Origin of the sequence: Usitatibacter rugosus (assembly GCF_013003965.1) — a bacterium.
Classification (GTDB): Bacteria; Pseudomonadota; Gammaproteobacteria; order Burkholderiales; family Usitatibacteraceae; genus Usitatibacter; species Usitatibacter rugosus.
In genome coordinates this window covers 2,089,046-2,106,964 of record NZ_CP053069.1, presented here as the reverse complement: position 1 = coordinate 2,106,964, position 17,919 = coordinate 2,089,046, and the positions used below count along the sequence as shown (strand labels likewise).

The window sequence follows — 17,919 nt, the reverse complement described above, 5'->3', positions numbered from 1 at the left end:
GAATTCGCGCCACTGCATCTCCCTTCAGAAAATCTCGACCGCTTCGTCACCCTTGCGCCGTCCCTGGACCCCGGCGGGTCCGAGGTTGCCCGGCGTTTCGGGTCCGCCACGCGGTTTCTCTGTTCCCGCCTCCACCAGGCCGCTGCCTTCCAGCTTCACCGAGAGCGAACGCGTCTCGTCGAAGATTGCGCGCAGGGCCGTCATGAGGTCGGATAGCATCGGATCCTTCAAGCGCTGCAACTTCTGCTGCGTGATGTCCTGGAACTGCAGCGCCACGATGATCTCGTTGATGTCGCGCTGGATCTCGTTGCCGATGCCGCCGATCTGCGACAGCGTCTCGGAGACTTCCTGGCTGTTGTAGAGCATCTCGCGCGAGAGCTTCTGGCCCTCGGCGCTCGCGAACGTGGAGGCCTCGCGCGCCTGGCCCACGGCGTTGCGCACGGCGCTGTGCATGCTCGTGGCCTGGCCGCGCACCTGCTCGAGCGTCCGGCGGATGTCGCGCGTGAGCGCTTTCGATTCCAGGCTCAGGGTGCGGATCTGGTCGCTCACAGAGACGACGTCCTGGCCCTTCACCGAGGTATTGAGTGCCAGCACGCCGATCTGGCTGTCGTGCGCGGCGAGCTGGTCGAGCATCTTGTCGATGTTCTCGAAGTCCTTGCGCACCGTCTCGTGGCGCTTCTCCAGCGCCTCGGCGCTCTCGGCCACCTTGGCGAGGCTGCTGGCGACCTTCGCGGCCAGGTCCTCGTAGGCCGTGACCAGCTCGGGCAGCGGACGGCTCTCGCGGCGCTTGCCGTCGGGACCCGCGTGCTCGAGCATGGCGAGCGCGTAGTCGACCTGCTTGCGGGTCTTGCGCGTCACCGACACGAAGCGCTTGCCGATCTCCACCACGGCGCTCTCGGAATACTCGATCACGTCGTCGACGTGGCTGCTGACCTCCTCGATGTGCGTGCGCGAGCGGTCGGCGTGCGTGGACCAGCGCGACAGGAGGTTGTGCACGCCCGAGGACATCTTGCGCATCTTGCGGATCTGCGCGTCGGGGACTTCGGACGTGTCGGTCTCGCGCCGCGGCAGCTCGGGCGGCGGCATCACGTGCAGCATGAGGATGCCCATCGCGATGGGCACGGTGAGGAGGCACACGACGTTCACCCACCACGGCACCCAGAACGCGGCCCATGCCCACGGCATCGCGATCATGAGCAGCATGAGCGCGAGCTTCGGCCGGTAGATCCGGCACAGGGCAAGGAGGTCCTGAATCATTCGAGTCCCAGGGCCTCGTCGAGGCCCGCAGACCGCGCGGAGGTGCGCAGCGTCTCGGTGGGATTATCCCAACGCCACGCCTTCCCGGCTGTGCGCCACTGCACAACGTGGACCGCCAACGCCTGCAAACCGGCCGCATCCACCTTTGCAACTGTGCTCGCGTCGATTACAACCGTAGCTTTGTTGCCCGCGGCGGCGAGGGCCTCGAAGATTTCGCGTGCGCGCCCGATGCGAAGGTCCGCGCCGAGATCGACGCGGTGCTCGCGGACCGCTTTCCCGCGCTTGGTCGTCATGGGCGCCTCCTAGGCGAGGCTGCGCTCGGGCTTGCGGTCGCGGCAAGCAGGCCCTGCGTGCGTCATGTCGAGGAGGAACTTCTGCATGTCCCAGGCGCCCGTGGGGCAGCGCTCGGCGCACAGCCCGCAATGCAGGCAGACGTCCTCGTCCTTGGCCATGATCCGGCCGGTCTTGAGGCCGGCGCCGATGTAGAGCGCCTGCGTCTCGTTGCGTGCGGGGGCCGTGAGGCGCGCTCGAAGCTCGCCCTCCGGGCCATCGGGCGTGAACGTGATGCAGTCCATCGGGCAGATGTCCACGCAGGCATCGCACTCGATGCAGAGCTTCGGCGCGAAGACGGTCTGCACGTCGCAGTTGAGGCAGCGCTGCGCCTCCTGGAAGGCGAGCGCCGGGTCGAAGCCCAGCTCCACTTCCTGGCGGATGTCCTTCAGCGCGATCGTGAGGTCCTTCAGCGGCACCTTGAAGCGCGCGTCGCCCGTGATCGCGTTGTCGTAGCTCCACTCGTGGATGCCCATCTTCTGCGACAGCAGGTTCACCATCGGCGGCGGGCGCTGGCGGACGTCCTCGCCGTTGCAGTGGCGGTCGATGGAGATCGCGGCGTCGTGGCCGTGCGCCACGGCCCAGATGATGTTCTTGGGACCGAGCGCCGAATCGCCGCCGAAGAAGATCTCCTTGCGCGTGGACTGCAGCGTGAGGGGATCGAGCTTCGGCATGCCCCACTCGTCGAAGTCCAGACCGATGTCGCGCTCGATCCAGGGGAAGGCGTTCTCCTGGCCGACGGCGACCAGGACGTCGTCGCATTCGTGGTGCACGTCGGGCTCGCCGGTCGGAACGAGCTTGCGCCGGCCCTTCTCGTCCTTCGTGGCGGCGACCTTCTCGAACAGCACGCCGGTCAGCTTGCCGTCGGCGTGCGTGAACGCCTTCGGCACGAGGTAGTTGAGGATGGGGATGCCCTCGTGCTGGGCGTCTTCCTTCTCCCAGGGGCTCGCCTTCATCTCCTCGAAGCCGGAGCGCACGATGACCTTCACGTCGTCGCCGCCCAGGCGGCGCGAGGAACGGCAGCAATCCATCGCCGTGTTGCCGCCGCCGAGGACGATCACGCGCTTGCCGATCTTGGTGACGTGGCCGAAGGACACCGAGGAGAGCCAGTCGATGCCGATGTGGATGTTGCCCGCCGCTTCCTTGCGGCCGGGGATGTCGAGGTCGCGGCCGCGCGGTGCGCCCGAGCCCACGAAGATGGCGTCGAAGCCGGCGGTGAGCAGGCTCTTCAGCGAGTCGATGCGATGGCCCGACTTGAAGTCGATACCGAGGTCGAGGATGTAGCCCACCTCCTCGTCGATCACGCTCTCGGGCAGCCGGAATTTCGGGATCTGGCTGCGGATCATGCCGCCCGCCCGCCGATCGGATTCGAACACCGTGACGTGGTAGCCCAACGGCGCGAGATCGCGGGCGACGGTGAGCGACGCGGGGCCGGCGCCGATGCACGCCACGCGCTTGCCGTTCTTGCGCGCGGGCACCTTCGGGAGGCGATCGGTGATGTCTTCCTTGTAGTCGGCCGCGACGCGCTTCAGGCGGCAGATCGCGACGGGCTCGGGCTTCTCGCCCTGGTTCTCCTCGACGCGGCCGCGGCGGCAGGCGGGCTCGCAGGGACGGTCGCAGGTGCGCCCCAGGATTCCGGGGAAGACGTTCGATTTCCAGTTGACCATGTACGCATCGCCGTAGCGGCCTTGCGCGATCATCCGGATGTATTCGGGAACGGGGGTGTGGGCAGGACATGCCCACTGGCAATCGACGACGCGGTGGAAGTATTCCGGCTGACCGATATCGGTCGGTTTCAAGGGACCCCTCCTCTTATAGTGGGGCCAGTCTACCGGGGGGCCAACCCTTTGAACAGGCGGCGAGAAATGCGGCCCGCAGGGCGCGGCAAACCCTCGCGGCGCGCGTGCTTCGGGCTCCGCCGCGCTAGGCGCGCGCCCCGCCCGGCGGCGTGCCGCGGTGCGACGCGAGCCCCGCCGCGCCCAGCACCAGGCCGATCACCAGCACGTACCAGAGCGACGTGAGGGCGCCCATCGCGACCACGATCTGCATCGATTCGAGCACCAGGCCCACGGCTGCGGCGAGTTCCAGCAGCAGCAGGACCGCACCCGCGACCTTGGAGAGGACCGGGAGGATCGTGTCACGCGAAGGGGCCGCCGCGAGGAGATAGCCGATCACGGTGAAGACGGGGAAGAACGCCCAGAGCGCGAGGCCCGGCGGGCCGGCGACGAAACCGAACGGGGCGAGGACGAGCCACACGCCCGACAGGGCGCCCAGCGCGAAGAGAACGAATCCGGCAACGACGAGCATGGTTTGAGTACCTCCGCGGCCAGCCTGCCGCATAATCCTCCGCCATGCAACGCATCCTCGAAGGCATCCGGGTCCTCGACCTCACGCGCGTGCTCGCCGGTCCCACGGCCACACAGATCCTCGCCGACCTCGGTGCCGAAGTGATCAAGATCGAGCGTCCCGGCACCGGCGACGACACGCGCCGCTGGGGCCCGCCGTGGCTGCGCGACGATGCGGGCCGCCCCATCGAAGCCGCCTACTATCTCGCCGCCAACCGCGGCAAGCGCTCGGTGACGCTCGACATCGCGAAGCCCGAAGGCCAGGCGCTCGCACGCGAGCTCGCCGCGAAGTGCGATGTGGTCGCCGAGAATTTCAAGGTCGGCGACTTGAAGCGCTACGGGCTCGACTACGCGAGCCTCGCGGCGGTGAATCCGCGCATCGTCTACTGCTCGATCACCGGCTTCGGCCAGACGGGGCCGTACGCCGACCGCCCGGGCTACGACTTCATCGTGCAGGGCATGGGCGGCCTGATGAGCATCACGGGCGAGCGCGACGACCTTCCCGGCGGCGGGCCGCAGAAGGTGGGCGTGGCCGTGTCCGATCTCTTCACCGGCCTCTATTCGGCCAACGCGATCGTGGCCGCCCTCTTCCACCGCGAGCGCACCGGAACCGGCCAGCACATCGACATGGCGCTGCTCGACGTCCAGGTGGCGATGCTCGGCAACATGAACACGAGCTACCTCGCATCCGGCGAGATTCCCGGGCGCCTCGGCAACGCGCACCAGTCGATTGTTCCGTACCAAGTCTTCAAGTCCGCGGACGACTACCTCATCGTTGCGGTCGGGAACGACTCGCAGTTCGCGCGCTTCTGCGAGGTGCTGGGCGAGCGCGCCCTGGCCGCCGATCCGCGCTACGCCACCAATCCCGAGCGCGTGAAGCATCGCGACGCGCTGGTGCCGATGCTCGCCTCGAAGCTCGCCACGCGTCCCGCCGCCGAATGGCTCGAGCGCCTCGAGGCGGCCGACGTTCCCTGCGGGCCGATCCGCAACCTCGAACAGGTGTTCGCCGATCCGCACGTGATCGCGCGCGGCCTCGAGATCCGCGTGCCGCACGCGAAGGCCGGTGAAGTGCGGCTGGTGGCGAACCCGATGCGCTTTTCCGCGACGCCCGTCGCGTACGATTCTCCGCCGCCGACCCTGGGCGAGCACACCGACCAGGTCCTCGCCGAGCTGCTGGGCCTCGATGCGCCGGCCATCGAAAGCCTGCGAAAACGCGCCATCGTCTAGGCGGTTTTGTGGGATTTTCAACAGGATCGCAGGGGGGTCCGGCCTGTAGAATGGCCCGTGCTGGGTGACGCGAAGACCGACAACAAACGGACCCGATGGAAACCAAGGTACCCACGACCGACCTTCGCGTCGGCATGTTCGTCGCCGACCTCGATCGTCCGTGGGTCGACACGCCGTTCCTCCTGCAGGGCTTCCTCGTCGAGGACGACGAGCAGATCCGCGAGCTGCAGCAGCACTGCATGTGGGTGATCGTCGACCGCGCCCGTTCGCTGGGTGACGAGTACGAGGCCCCCGCGGCCATCGAGCACCCGCCGCGCTTTGCCGCACCGCAGCAACCCGCCACCGCGCGCCCGCAGGTCGAAACCAGCTCCGCGAAGCCTTCCGAGCCTGCGCCGCCTCGGCCCCCGCCCCGGGACGATGCCGGACGCGTCGTGAACCTCGAGGACATCCTCACGCAAGGCGCGGGTGCAAAGCGTCTCCCCGGCGCGATCGTGCCGGGCATGACACAGGAGGGCGACGAGGAATCGGGTGAGGGCGTGATCGGCCGCGTCTTCGGGCGCATGAAGGGCCTCTTCAAGCGCGGGGCCTCGGGCAGCGCGGAGAACGCCGCTCCGCCCCCGCCGCCGCAGCCCGAGGAATCCCCGCAGGAGCTGGCCGCACGCGCCGCCCTTCTGCCTCCGGGCATCGTCGTGCAGACCTATCGCGACTCCGTGCCCGTCGAGGTCGAGGTCGTGAAGGCCCGCGAGGTCATCCAGAAAACCGACGAAGTGCTCGACAAGCTCGTCATCGACATCCGCGGCGGCCATCTCCTCGAGATCGAGGAGGTCGAGGAAGTCGTGAACGACATGGTCGAGTCGATCGTGCGCAACCCCGACGCGCTGATGTGGGTGGCGCGCCTTCGCGAGCAGGACATCACGACCTACGGCCACAGCCTGCAGGTCGCCGTGTACCTCACCGCGTTCGGCCGGCAGCTCGGATTCCCCAAGCCGCAGCTCTCGATGCTGGGCCAGGTCGGCCTGCTGCTCGACATCGGCAAGATCAAGCTGCCGCGCGACCTGCTGGAGAAGGAAGGCAAGCTCTCCCCCGAGGAATTCACGCTCGCCAAGCAGCACGTGCAATTCGGCCTCGACATCCTCGCCTCGACGCCGAACTTCCACCCCGAGGTGATCGAGGGCATCGCCCACCACCACGAGCGCATCAACGGCAGCGGCTATCCCGAAGGCCTGCTGGGCACCGAGATCAGCCTCTTCGGACGGATGGCCGGCATCGCCGACTGCTTCGCCGCCATCACCAAGCGCCGTCCGTACGCGGAGGCGGTGTCTTCGTACGAAGCCATGCGCAGCCTCTCCGGCTGGGCCGGCGACTATTTCCAGGAAGCGCTGGTGCAGCAGTTCATCTCGTCGGTCGGGGTCTTCCCCGTCGGCTCGCTGATCGAGCTCAACACGGGCGAGGTCGCCATCGTCGTCGCGCACAACAAGGTGCGCAGGCTGAAGCCGCGCGTGCTCGTCGTGACGGGCCCCGACAAGACGCCGGTGGGCTTCCCGTCGCTGCTCGACCTCCTGTACGACCCGAAGACCGGCGACGAGAAGCCGATCTTCATCCGCCGCGGCCTGGCCGCCGGAGCCTTCGGCCTCGACCTCAAGGATTTCTACCTCGCATGATCGCGGAAGACTTCAACCGCGAGGAGGTCCTGCGCTTCCTCGACCGCGAGAGCGCCGTGGCGCGTGCCACGCAGGGACGCATGGCGGTGCTGGTCCTCGAGCTGCGCCGTGTGGATCGCCTGCAGGCCCTCCTGAAGGGCCCTCCCGCCGCCGTGACCATGACGCTGGTGCTGGAGCGCATCCGCAAGGTCCTTCGCACCGACGACCGCGCCGCGTCGATCAACGACGACGAGGTGTGCATCGTCCTTCCGCGCCTCGCGCACCCCACGCAGGCAATCCTCGCCGCGGTGAAGGTGCTGCGCGCCCTCGACCGGCCCATCGCGCACGAGGGCGGCACCGCGGTGCTTCGGCCCTGCATCGGCATCGCGACGGTTCCGGAGCAAGGCTACGACCCCGCCGAGCTGCTGATGGCGGGCGACGTCGCACGGCGCATCGCCGCCACGCGCGAAGAGGGCTATCACGTTACGCAATCGGAAGACACGATCGAGTCCGAGGTCTACCGCGGCATGGACCTGGACCTCGAGCGCGCCATCCGCGCCAACGAGCTCGAGGTGGCCTACGCTCCGCAGGTGGAGCTCTCCACGGGACGCCCGGTCGCCGCCGAGGCGCTGGTGCGCTGGCGCCACGCCCAGGCGGGCGACCTGCCTGCGGACACCATCGTCGGCATCGCGGAACGCACGGGGCTCATCGGCTCGCTGACTGTCTGGGCGCTGAACGCGGTGCTGCGGCATGCGGCCACCATGAAGTCCGCCCACGGGACCCCGCGCTTCGCCCTCAACATCTCGACCCGCATCCTCACCGACGGCGAGCTGCCGACGGTGGTCGACCAGGCGATGAAGACCTGGGGCGTGGATCCGGGGACGATCACGCTCGAGATCACCGAGAGCTCCATGATCGGCGACGCGGAGCGCTCCATGGCCATGCTGACGCGCCTGAAGGGCATCGGCGTGCAGCTCTCGATCGACGATTTCGGCACCGGCTACTCGTCGCTCGCCTACCTGAAGCGGTTTCCGCTCGACGAGCTCAAGATCGACCGGCTATTCGTCGCGGGCCTGCTCACCGACAACGGCGACCGGCAGATCGTGCGCTCTGTCATCAACCTTGCGCACAACTTCGACCTGCGCGCCGTGGCCGAAGGCGTGGAAGCGCCCTCCGCCCTGGAGGAATTGCGCCGGCTGGGGTGCGACGTGGCGCAGGGCTTCGTGGTGAGCCCGCCCCTTTCGGAGAAGGCTTTCCGCGACTGGTGGGCCCGGGAACGTCCCGAGGGCTAAAACAACCGTTGTAACCCCATGATTTAGCATGCGTCAGGTATAGTGCCCGCCATGAAGCGCGGGTTCTACACGATCATGTCGGCGCAGTTTTTTTCGTCGCTCGCCGACAACATGCTGTTCATTGCAGCGATCCAGACGCTTTTGCTGCTCAACGGTCCCGAGTGGCTCACGCCCCTGCTGAAGTGGTGCTTCACGCTGAGCTACGTCGTGCTCGCGGCCTTCGTCGGCGCCTTCGCCGACTCGCGTCCCAAGGGCAAGGTGATGTTCGCGACGAACACGCTGAAGATCTTCGGCTGCGCGATGATCTTCCTCTCCGCGGGCGTGACCATTCCGGGCGTGGAGTCGTACTGGCTCGTGCTGTTCGCGTACGCGATCGTCGGTCTCGGCGCCGCGGCGTACTCGCCCGCGAAGTACGGCATCCTCACCGAGCTGCTCCCGGCCGAACAGCTCGTCGTGGCCAACGGATGGATCGAGGGCCTCACGGTCGCCTCGATCGTGCTCGGCAACCTGCTGGGCGGCGTGCTGATCTCGCCGGAGATCTCGACGCGCCTGCTGCGCTTCGACTTCCCGTTCATCGACACGCCCGTGGACACGGGGCCCGAGGCGGCGATCGTCGTCATCGGCTTCACGTACGTCATCGCGGCGTGCTTCAACCTCGCCATTCCCGATACCGGCGCGCGCTACGGGCAGCAGCAGACGAACCCGCTGCGCCTGCTCGCCGATTTCTCCCACTGCTTCCACACGCTGTGGCGCGACAAGCTGGGCCAGATCTCGCTCGCGGTGACCACGCTCTTCTGGGGCGCGGGGGCCACGCTGCAGGTGTTGACGCTGCGCTGGGCGGAGAAGCAGCTCCACCTGCCGCTCGACCGCGCCTCGATCCTCCTCGGCGTCTCGGCGATCGGCATCACGCTGGGGGCCGTGCTCGCCGCGCGCGTGCCGCTCAAGAAATCGCTCTCCGTGCTGCCCGTGGGCATCGCCATGGGGCTGGTCGTCATGACGCTGGTGTGGGTGAAGTGGATGCCGGCCGTGTACCTCGTGCTGATGCTGGCCGGGGCGATGGCGGGCTACTTCGTGGTGCCGATGAACGCGCTGCTGCAACACCGCGGCCACGTGCTCCTCACGGCCGGCCATTCGATCGCGGTGCAGAACTTCAACGAGAACGCGAGCATCCTGCTGATGCTCGCGATCTACGCGCTGATGATCCGCATGCACCTGCCGATCAACGTGATCATCGTGATCTTCGGCGCGTTCGTCGCCGGCTCGATGCTGATGATCCTCAAGTGGAACCAGGCCAACCACCGGGCCGACCCCACCCTCGACCAGCGCATCGGCGAAGCCAAGCACTGAATTAACTGGGGTCAGACTCCCATTTCCGAATGGGGGTCAGACTCCCGTTTCGGTCGGCCTGGCGCCGGGGTTCCGCGTTGAACCCGCATGGCTCGCCTCCCCCGCCTCTTCATGGAATCCACCCCCGCGCATGTCATCGTGCGCGGCAACAACCGGCAGGCGATCTTCATGTCGGAGGGCGACCGCGTGTACTTCCACAAGTGCTTGACCACGCTCGCGGCCCAACACGACGTCGCAGTGCATGCCTACGTGCTCATGACGAACCACGTGCACCTGCTCGCCACCCCCAGGCGCCCGACCTCGCTCCCCGCCACGATGCAAGCGCTCGGCCGACGCTACGTCGCGTACTTCAACAAGCTCCACGAGCGGACCGGCACCCTCTGGGAAGGCCGGTACAAGGCCACCCTGGTGGAGACGGAGCGCTACCTCCTCACCTGCCAGCGCTACATCGAGCTCAATCCCGTGCGCGCGGGCATGGCGGGCCATCCCGACGAATTCATCTGGTCCAGCTACCGGCACTACGCATGGCAGCGTCCGGACGATCTCCTGACGCCTCATTTCCTGCACGCGGACCTGGGGAAGGACGAGGAAGCGCGCCGCATCAACTACATCGGACTCTTCGAGGAGGACATCGATACGGAAACACTCGAGCGCATCCGAAGCAGCGTCCAGAACGGTTGGGCGCTGGGCAGCAAGAGGTTCTGCGCGGAGCTGGAAGCCCGGGGGAGCCGACGACCCGCGCCCGTCACCAGCGGCCGGAAGCGAACGAGTCCCCCGAATGATTTGGGGTCAGACTCCCATTCGGAAATGGGAGTCTGACCCCAATTAATTACTCGACGTCGCTGGACTCGGTGTAGCGCAGGAAGGATTCCGGCGAGACGCGAAGGGCGGCACCCGTGGGGCACGCCCGCACGCACGCGGCTCCGCCGGGGAGGTCCTTGCACATGTCGCACTTCACGGCCTTCTTCGGGATGTCCTTCGACTTCGGCTTCGGCTCGCGGCCGGGTTCCGGCCCCATGCCCAGCACCAGCCACGAGAAGAGGCTCGGGCGCTTGCGCTTCGGGTCCACCGGCGCCAGCTGGATCACGCCGTACGGGCAGTTCTTCTCGCAGTTGCCGCAGCCGATGCAGGTGTCGTTCATGTACACCTCGCCGTTCGGGCTGCGGTGGATCGCATCCGGCGGGCAATCCTTCATGCAGTGCGGATGCTCGCAGTGGCGGCAGGACGTCGGCACGTGGATCTGCGCGAAGGTCGGGCCCGCTTCCCGTGAAAGCCGCGAGGTCCCGTCGTGCACGTCGGCACAGGCCTTCTCGCAGTTGTCGCAGCGCACGCATAGCGACTCGTCGATCAGCAGCACGTCCGTCGCTTCGCCCACGCCCTGGGCGAGCAGGAACGAGATGATGTTGCCCGGATCCGGGGCACTCTCCATCGCGGCGTTCATGCGCAGGCGGTCGAGGAAGCGAGATTCCATCTCCTCGCGCCACTTCGGGTTGCGACCCACGACGCGCTTGAAGGTGGCCGAATCGAGGATCACCGCTTCCGTCGTCACGGCCGCCTTCACGGTGGCCGAACGCGGCTGGTCGGTGAGCAGCGCCATTTCGCCGACGTAGTTGCCCGCGGAAAGGTACGAGAGCACGACCTCGCGCCCCGCGATCGTGCGCGAGATCATCACGGAGCCGCGGCGGATGAGGTACACGCCGTCCGGAGGATCGCCTTCCTTGAAGAGGATCTCCCCGCCGCCGTAGCGCTTCACCTGCACGCCGCCCGCGACCAGCTCGTCCAGCTCCGCCTGCGGGAGCATCGGCGCCAGGTAGGTGCGGATGGCGCGCTGCAGGAACACTTCGTCGATCTGCTTCCTCACTGCGTCCTGCGAAGCGACCAGCTTCAGCATCGGACGGCGCGGCGCCTCGATCAGCACGCAGCCGGGACCCGCACGGCAGGTCGATGAGCGCCGGCGGCCCGAGATCAGGCCGAGCTCGCCGAAGAACGTGCCCGCGGGCAGCGGGAACCAGCCCTTGTGCTTGCCGTCCTCGAGCGACTCCACCTCGACGGTGCCCGCGACGATCATGTAGAACGAGTTGGTGTAGTCGTTCCTCTGGAAGACGACCTCGCCCTGTTTCGGCGAGCGCAGGTCGCTTTCCAGCATGAACTCGCGCAGCTGCAGGCGGTTCAGCGTCTTCAGCAGCGGCACGCTCTCGTGGATCATGTCCAGCACCTGCGAGACCTTGAGCGTCTTCGAGTAGCTGGCGAACTTGTTGGCGAGCAGCGGCTCGTCCGCGGGCTCGATGAACTTCCCGAGCGCGTACTCGACCGTCTCGTAGCCCTGGTTCATCGCCTGCTTGATGAGCGGATAGCCGCCCAGCGCGCCGATGATGTAGATGCCGGGGACGTTCGATTCGTACTTGTCGGTGAGCTCCGGGATCGCGGTGGGATCCGGGCGCGGGAACTTGATGCCGAAGCCCTCGACCAACTTGCGCGGCGGCGTGGCGCCCAGGCGCGCGATCACGCGGTGCGCCTCGATGACATCCGGGCCGTCGGGCGTCTTGATCGAGAACTTGAGCGGCGGGTCGCCCCCTGTGGCTTCGACGTTGGTCGGCGCCGAGCCGTACTTGCACTCGATCTTGCCGTCCTTGATCGCGGAGAGCACCAGCGTGAGGTTGCCCTCCTTGCAGCGCGCGAATTCCTCGTTGCGGTTGATCATGATCACGCGGTTCTGCTCGGCAAGCGCGATCGCGTTCTCGATCGCCGCGTCGCCGGCGCCCACCACGACGATCGTCTCGTCCTCGTAGGCCTTCGGGTCGTCCAGCTGGTACTGCACCTGCTCCAGGTTCTCGCCGGGGGTGCCGAGCTTGCGGATGTTGCCCTGCAGGCCGATCGCGAGGATCAGCTTGCGGCAGAAGAAGGACTCGCCCGACTTCGTCTTCACCTGGAACGAGTTGTCCGTGCCCTCGATCGCGACCACTTCCGAGTTGTACTTGATGTTGACCTTGTGCTTGGCGAGGCCCTCGTCCCACGCGCCGAGGATCTCCTCGCGCTTGCCTTCCTTGAAGGCCATGGGGCTTCGCAGCGGGAGGATCCCCGGCTCGGCCATCACGTGCTTGCCCTTCTGGTACTTGTAGATCGTGTTGGAGGCGTGGTCCTCGGCCTCGAACAGGATGTGCGAGACGCCGAGCTCGGCAGCGTGCGCGGCGGCGGAAAGCCCCGCGGGCCCGGACCCGATGATCCCGATCTTGTACCAGCGGAACTCGGTTCGATTGTCGAAATTGGACATGGTCGGTTACCTCGAGACGGTCTTGCGCAGCTCGGAGAGCGCGGCCTGGTACTTCTGCGGCGAGTACTTCTCGTCGTCCTTCACGGCGTCGTAGACACCGCTCAACGCCTTGTTCGCATTGCCCACGGCTTTCAGCTCCCCGCGCTTGGCGAGGAAGTTCATCACCGAGGACATCGCCATCGTCGCCTGCTCGGCGCCGGCGTAGTCGCTGTATTGGCCGTTCATCCCGTCCTCGATCAAGCCCGCCAGGATGGAGCGCAGGTCCTCGTTGGAGAAATCCCGCGTGGAAAGCTTGGCGATGACGACGTCGAGGCCGGCGCGCAGCTTCCTCGCCGCATCGATCGCATCCCCGCCCTCGCCCGCCACCGCCTTGTGCATGGCGAGCACGAGGTCGTTGTAGTTCTTCTCGTCGCCCGGGAGCGTCCGCCGGATGATCTGCTTCAGCATCAGCAGGTTCGCGTCGTTCAACCGGATGCGCCCCGGTCCGATGCCCAGGCGCGGCGTCCAGCGGACATCCTGCATGGAGTGGTGGCACGAGTGGCAGTCGAAGACCACCAGCTCGGGGAAGAGCCCGTCGCGGCTACGCTTGGGATCGAGCAGCACGTCGATGATCTCTTCGGCGGCGAGGGCCTGCCCGATCGCCCAGACGCGCACCGGGTCCCACTGGCGCTTCCTCTTCTGCCAGTCGTCGTCGATCACGAAGTGCGGTGGCTGCGTCTGCGTGAAGGTCTCCAGCTCGAAGGTGATGCGCGGGTGTCCGGAGCCCATGATGCGGTGCGTGACGAACTTGTCCTTGTTGCCGAAGTGGCAGGAGAGGCAGAGCTTCGCCTGCGCCACCGGATCGTCGGTCGGATAGAGCCCGTTGGCGACGTTCTCGGCGTGCGTGGCGCCCGGGGCCGTGTGGCTCTTCACCCAGCGCTCGGCGGGACCGTGGCAGGCCTCGCAGGAGACGCCGTCGCTGATCTTGAAGCGCTCGCCCTGGACTTCCTTCGCCGGGACGTAGCCGTGGCAGTCGGTGCAGATCTTCGCCTCGTGCGCGGGCTGCGTGAGCCCGAGGTTCTTGGCGATCTTCTTCGAGCGCTCGTTGAAGAGGATCTGGTAGGCCTTCGTGGCGTGCTTGTCGACGCGCGACCACGTCACGTACTCGTTCTGCAGGATGTTGGAGTCCTTCCAGGTCGTGACCGAACCGTGGCAGAGGCTGCTGGCGCACGTCACCACTCCCAGGTTCTTGTCCTTCGACTGGTAGGGCAGCGGATGCGGCGCCTGCTGCCCGGCCGCCTGCGCGAATGCGAGCGCGGGGACCCACAGGGCCAACGTGAGGATGAGGGTTCTCATTTCGCCTCCAGCTTGCGCGGGCCGATGGTCACGTAGTCGCCCGACTTCCCGGTATCGCTCACCGACCACACGGTACCGTCCTTGTTGAGGTAGAAGCGCTGCTGCTCCTCGCGCGTGAAGGGGCGCGCGCCGATGCGCCCGAAGATCGCGATCTGCCCGCCCGTCTCGTCCACGGCGCGGTCGCGGTCCAGGCCCTTGGCCACCGAGAGCGCGGGCGACGACGTCTGGCGCCACGCGATCAGGTTGGGCTTCGGCTCGGGCGCGAACCCGTAGAACTTGGGCTGGAGGTCCGGCGCGGTGAGCTGCACGACCTTGAGGCCGTTCTTGCCATCGGCCACGTACGCGAATGCGGAGGCGTTGGTGGTGCCCACGACCACGTCGCGCGCGTCGTCCAGCTTGCCGCCTGCCGTGAACTTCGTGAGCAGCACCGGTTGCTCGGGGCGCTCGATGTCCACGATCGCGAGGCCGTCGGCTCCGGCCGCCACGTACGCATAGGAGCGCGCCACGTAGATGCCGCGGGCGTTGGCGAGCGGCACCAGGGCCGACTCGACCCGCCGCGCCCTCTCGGGAACGGTCACGTCGATCACGCGCAGGCCGTCGCCCGCCGTCACGAACAGGTAGCGGAACTGCAGGGCCGAGCGGCGCGCATCCGGCATCTGCACCTGGGAGGCGAGCTTCGGCTTCAGGGGATCGTCCACGTCCACGATCACGACACCCGTGGGCGTGGTGACGTACGCGTAGTGGCCGCCCATCACGATGTGGCGGGCGCCGTTCAGCACCCCGCCCTCGTTCCACGTCACCGCGCGCTTGAGGAAGTTGTTGCGCGGCTCGCCGTCCATGAGCGTGTTCACGTCGACCACGATCAGGCCTTCCTCGCTGTCGCTGATGAACGCGTAGTTGTAGATCGGGTGGAACGGCTGTTCCTGGTTCGTGATGCGCATCAGGTCGCCCTGGTTGCGCAGCGGGTTGATCGGCTGGTTGGTCGGGATCGCGACGCAGGAAGCGTTCTTCGACGGGACGTGCGTGTCGTGCCCCAGCGGCGAGAACGGCGCGCTGATGATGCGTTGCGACACGCCCTTGTTGGCGATGCCGGCCACGTCGTAGACGCGCATGCCGCCCGCGCCCTCGGAGGCGAAGAGATATTCCCCGCGGATGGCGACGCAGTCGGCGTTGCCGCCGGAGCGGTGGTCGTACGCGTCCGGAAGGCGGCGGTCGCGCTTCTCGTGGTCCGCGTACCAGTCCGGATAGGCGTAGCGATGGAGGTAGCTTCCGATGACGGCCTGCGGCTCCTCCCACTCCGTGACCTGCACGGCCTCGACGTGCTTCTCCTCGCCGAGCCACGCGTTGAACCCGATGAAGTTCACGTAGTTGGTGCCCTGCAGGAGGAGCTGCGCCATGATCGCGTTGTTGTCGTTCTTCACCGAGACGTGGCAGTCCGTGCAGGTCTTGGTCTCCTCGGTGCGCTCCGTGTGCGGGTAGTGCGGCGCGAAGGCCTGGGACGAGAATCCGCTCGCGGCCACCGGCGGCTGCTGGATGTAGATGCGCTCGCGGTTGCTGTTGGTCGACGAGAGCACCAGCGCCGAAGACGATCTCACCGGCGTGATCCGCCCGTTCTTCACCGGGCCGGCCTTGCCCAGCTGGAACATGTCGTCCCTCGCCACTTGCGGGTTGTACGTCGCGTAGTTGCGCGTCTCGCCGCCCTCGTAGTGGTTCCTCTCCGTCTTCCAGTTGGCCTGGATCGGCAGGTGGCAGCCGCCGCAGCTCGTGGTCCACGAGAGGTGGCAGGTGAAGCAGCTCATCTTCTCGTTGCCGTGCGCGTAGTCCTCGGGCTTGCCGCCCGGGCCCCACTCGCCTTTCTTGCCCGAGTCGCCGCTGTGCATCAGCTTCGCGCGCGCGGCCTTCTCGTTGTAGACGCCGCTGCCTTTGGTGACGGTGTCCTTCACCAGCTTCATTTCCCACTCGAGGTCGGGGTAGATCGCCGAGCGCTGGAAGAGCTTGTCGCCTCTCCATTCGAAGCGCTTGCGGCCGTCCTGGGTGCGCAGCAGCGACATGTCCAGGCCGCCCGGGCGTGCCGCGGGGCCGGAGGTGCGGAGCGTCGGGTACTTGTCCGCCGTGCCGTGGCAATCCGCGCAGTCGATCTCCACCGCGGCGGCGACCTCGCCGATGATGTGGCCGTTGCCGTGCATGTCCTGCGCCCAGTGGCAGTCGACGCAGTGGAAGCCGAGGTCCAGGTGAATGGACTTCAGGTGCACCGCGCCCTTGTCCTTGTCCCACTTGTCCTTCGAATCGTCCGCGACGATGTTGCCCTTCTTGTCGAGGAGGTTGCCCTTCCTGTCGCGCTTGAACACAGCGCGGAAGTTCCAGCCGTGGCCGTGGTAGTCGGCGAACTGCGTGTCCTTCAGCGTCGGGTTCATCTTGGACACGTCCTTCAGGAACTCCGGATCGCCCCACTTGCCGCGGATCGCCGCTTCCTCGGGGTTGCGGTCGAGGATCTTGCGTTGCTCCGCGGCGGTCGGGTACTTCTGCTTCTCCGGCCACATCGACGGAGCGTCGCTCTCGTAGTCCCACATGATCGTGCCGTAGTACGAGTTCACGAACACGTTCGGCTGGTGCATGTGGCAGATCATGCATTGCGAGGACGGGATGGCCCGCGTGAACTCGTGCTTGATCGGGTGGCCGGATTCGTTCTTCGGGATCGTCGGATCGGCCGTCGCGGTCTTGCCCTCGTGGCCGAACTTCGCATAGACGCCGGAGTGCGCCGGGTCGCGGTCGTTCGCGTACACCGTGTGGCACGCGGTGCAGCCCGACTGGCGGTAGTCGCCCGGCTGCTCGTTGGTGCCGAGGAACCAGAGGTGCGGGTCATTCAGGCGCGTCTTGGTGATGTTGATCACCGGCACCGCGATGCGCTGGCCCGTGCCCGGGCCGCGGATCGACTGCTTGATGTCGGGGCGGCCCGGCTCGTCCAGCCTCTGCACGGCGCCGGCGCTGTTCGGGATGCCCACTTCGGGGAACGTGGAGAGGATCACTTTCCCGCCGCGCTCGAAGACCCGGAAGATGTCCGCCGGCGGGATGGTTTCCCACGCGGGCAGCGCGTTGAGCGACGGCAGGATCCCCTTGCTGATCATGAACTCGTCGGGCTTCACGGGGTTCACGACCGAGGCGCCCTGCCCCTCGCGGTTGTAGACCTCGCCGAGGATGTAGCGCTTGTACGGCAGGATGCCGTTGTTGTACGAGGCACCGCCCCAGAGCATGGCGGAGGTGGCCATGATGCTGCGTTCGGAAGCCTGGATGATCGGCAGGTGGCAGGCACCGCACGCCTCGCGGGCGATACGCAGGTCACCCGGGTTCATGAAGCGCACGAACTCCGGCGATTCCTTGTTCAGCTTGGCGTAGCTGATTTCCGGGTTCGCGGAAGAGCCCCACACCAGCGTGTAGCGCGGCAGGACGTGGGCTTTCTCCATCGCGGAGTGGTAGGTCTTGTCCTCCTTCGCGCCTTCCCCGTGCTTGGCCGGCGCGTGCTTGTCGCCCTCGCCGTGCTTCTCCCGCACCGTGGGCACCGCCTCGCCTTCGTACTTCACCGTGGGATCGCCGCCGTGGCAGTCCGCGCAACCCAGGATCACACCCGGGTTCTGGTGCATCGTGGGGCGGTCGGACGCGGTGTGGCAGCTCAAGCAGCCGAAGGATTTCTTGTCCGCATCGGTGACCGACTGCGCCTTCGGGGCCGAGGGATACGTGGTGTACGTGCGCTCGACGGGCTTGGCCCCGCTGTCGCCGTAAAGCGGTTGAACCACGGAGGACACGGAGGCCACGGAGAAAAGCAGGGCAAGGGACAGCATGACGCGGCGCCCGCGACTCATCGTCGGCGCAACCCCGAC

The 17,919-nt window shown here is 67.1% G+C and carries 12 protein-coding genes; 5 read left to right on the top strand and 7 right to left on the bottom strand.

Annotated features, from left to right (window positions below; all coding sequences use genetic code 11):
• Positions 1-24 precede the first annotated feature (24 nt).
• From DSM104443_RS10115 to DSM104443_RS10100, 4 genes are all read right to left on the bottom strand, one after another.
• On the bottom strand, positions 25-1,257 hold the full coding sequence (locus tag DSM104443_RS10115) for a methyl-accepting chemotaxis protein (RefSeq protein ID WP_171091834.1): 1,233 nt from the start codon (positions 1,255-1,257) through the stop codon (positions 25-27).
• Positions 1,254-1,550, bottom strand: a complete 297-nt coding sequence (locus DSM104443_RS10110) for an STAS domain-containing protein (RefSeq protein ID WP_171091832.1) — start codon at positions 1,548-1,550, stop codon at positions 1,254-1,256. Before DSM104443_RS10110 ends, DSM104443_RS10115 begins: the two co-directional genes overlap by 4 nt.
• Positions 1,551-1,559: 9 nt before the next feature.
• Positions 1,560-3,386 carry an FAD-dependent oxidoreductase gene (locus DSM104443_RS10105; protein WP_171091829.1) on the bottom strand — a complete coding sequence of 609 codons (1,827 nt, stop codon included), beginning with the start codon at positions 3,384-3,386 and terminating at the stop codon, positions 1,560-1,562.
• Positions 3,387-3,510: 124 nt separating this feature from the next.
• A complete protein-coding gene (locus DSM104443_RS10100; protein ID WP_171091827.1) occupies positions 3,511-3,894 on the bottom strand; it encodes a hypothetical protein in 384 nt (127 codons plus the stop codon).
• Positions 3,895-3,938: 44 nt separating this feature from the next.
• Here DSM104443_RS10100 and DSM104443_RS10095 point away from each other — a divergent pair, with 44 nt between their 5' ends.
• From DSM104443_RS10095 to DSM104443_RS10075, 5 genes are all read left to right on the top strand, one after another.
• Positions 3,939-5,159: a CaiB/BaiF CoA transferase family protein gene (locus tag DSM104443_RS10095; RefSeq protein WP_171091825.1), complete on the top strand. Its 1,221-nt coding sequence runs from the start codon at positions 3,939-3,941 to the stop codon at positions 5,157-5,159.
• 95 nt (positions 5,160-5,254) lie between these two features.
• On the top strand, positions 5,255-6,820 hold the full coding sequence (locus tag DSM104443_RS10090; protein ID WP_171091823.1) for a cyclic di-GMP phosphodiesterase: 1,566 nt from the start codon (positions 5,255-5,257) through the stop codon (positions 6,818-6,820).
• Positions 6,817-8,091 (top strand): putative bifunctional diguanylate cyclase/phosphodiesterase, encoded by a 1,275-nt coding sequence (locus DSM104443_RS10085; RefSeq protein WP_171091821.1) that lies wholly within the window; start codon positions 6,817-6,819, stop codon positions 8,089-8,091. Before DSM104443_RS10090 ends, DSM104443_RS10085 begins: the two co-directional genes overlap by 4 nt.
• 51 nt (positions 8,092-8,142) lie before the next feature.
• Complete coding sequence (gene lplT, locus DSM104443_RS10080) at positions 8,143-9,438, top strand: lysophospholipid transporter LplT (RefSeq protein WP_171091819.1); 1,296 nt, start codon at positions 8,143-8,145, stop codon at positions 9,436-9,438.
• An 87-nt stretch (positions 9,439-9,525) separates the two neighbouring features.
• A complete protein-coding gene (locus DSM104443_RS10075; RefSeq protein WP_171091816.1) occupies positions 9,526-10,257 on the top strand; it encodes a transposase in 732 nt (243 codons plus the stop codon).
• Positions 10,258-10,267: 10 nt separating this feature from the next.
• On the opposite strand, the gene DSM104443_RS10070 is transcribed toward DSM104443_RS10075, so the two are convergent.
• Genes DSM104443_RS10070 through DSM104443_RS10060 form a run of 3 tightly spaced genes read right to left on the bottom strand, consistent with a single transcriptional unit; the run spans position 10,268 to position 17,880 of the window.
• Complete coding sequence (locus tag DSM104443_RS10070) at positions 10,268-12,709, bottom strand: cyclic nucleotide-binding domain-containing protein (protein ID WP_171091815.1); 2,442 nt, start codon at positions 12,707-12,709, stop codon at positions 10,268-10,270.
• Between the two features lie 6 nt (positions 12,710-12,715).
• Positions 12,716-14,044 carry a multiheme c-type cytochrome gene (locus tag DSM104443_RS10065; protein WP_171091813.1) on the bottom strand — a complete coding sequence of 443 codons (1,329 nt, stop codon included), beginning with the start codon at positions 14,042-14,044 and terminating at the stop codon, positions 12,716-12,718.
• Positions 14,041-17,880 (bottom strand): LVIVD repeat-containing protein, encoded by a 3,840-nt coding sequence (locus DSM104443_RS10060; RefSeq protein WP_212757089.1) that lies wholly within the window; start codon positions 17,878-17,880, stop codon positions 14,041-14,043. Before DSM104443_RS10060 ends, DSM104443_RS10065 begins: the two co-directional genes overlap by 4 nt.
• Positions 17,881-17,919 lie beyond the last annotated feature (39 nt).

Bases quoted from the DNA above. Each gene is read 5' to 3' on its own strand.
- DSM104443_RS10115 (WP_171091834.1), bottom strand. From the start codon at position 1,257: ATGATTCAGGACCTCCTTGCCCTGTGCCGGATCTACCGGCCGAAGCTC.
- DSM104443_RS10110 (WP_171091832.1), bottom strand. From the start codon at position 1,550: ATGACGACCAAGCGCGGGAAAGCGGTCCGCGAGCACCGCGTCGATCTC.
- DSM104443_RS10100 (WP_171091827.1), bottom strand. From the start codon at position 3,894: ATGCTCGTCGTTGCCGGATTCGTTCTCTTCGCGCTGGGCGCCCTGTCG.
- DSM104443_RS10095 (WP_171091825.1), top strand. From the start codon at position 3,939: ATGCAACGCATCCTCGAAGGCATCCGGGTCCTCGACCTCACGCGCGTG.
- DSM104443_RS10090 (WP_171091823.1), top strand. From the start codon at position 5,255: ATGGAAACCAAGGTACCCACGACCGACCTTCGCGTCGGCATGTTCGTC.
- DSM104443_RS10085 (WP_171091821.1), top strand. From the start codon at position 6,817: ATGATCGCGGAAGACTTCAACCGCGAGGAGGTCCTGCGCTTCCTCGAC.
- lplT (WP_171091819.1), top strand. From the start codon at position 8,143: ATGAAGCGCGGGTTCTACACGATCATGTCGGCGCAGTTTTTTTCGTCG.
- DSM104443_RS10075 (WP_171091816.1), top strand. From the start codon at position 9,526: ATGGCTCGCCTCCCCCGCCTCTTCATGGAATCCACCCCCGCGCATGTC.
- DSM104443_RS10070 (WP_171091815.1), bottom strand. From the start codon at position 12,709: ATGTCCAATTTCGACAATCGAACCGAGTTCCGCTGGTACAAGATCGGG.
- DSM104443_RS10065 (WP_171091813.1), bottom strand. From the start codon at position 14,044: ATGAGAACCCTCATCCTCACGTTGGCCCTGTGGGTCCCCGCGCTCGCA.
- DSM104443_RS10060 (WP_212757089.1), bottom strand. From the start codon at position 17,880: ATGCTGTCCCTTGCCCTGCTTTTCTCCGTGGCCTCCGTGTCCTCCGTG.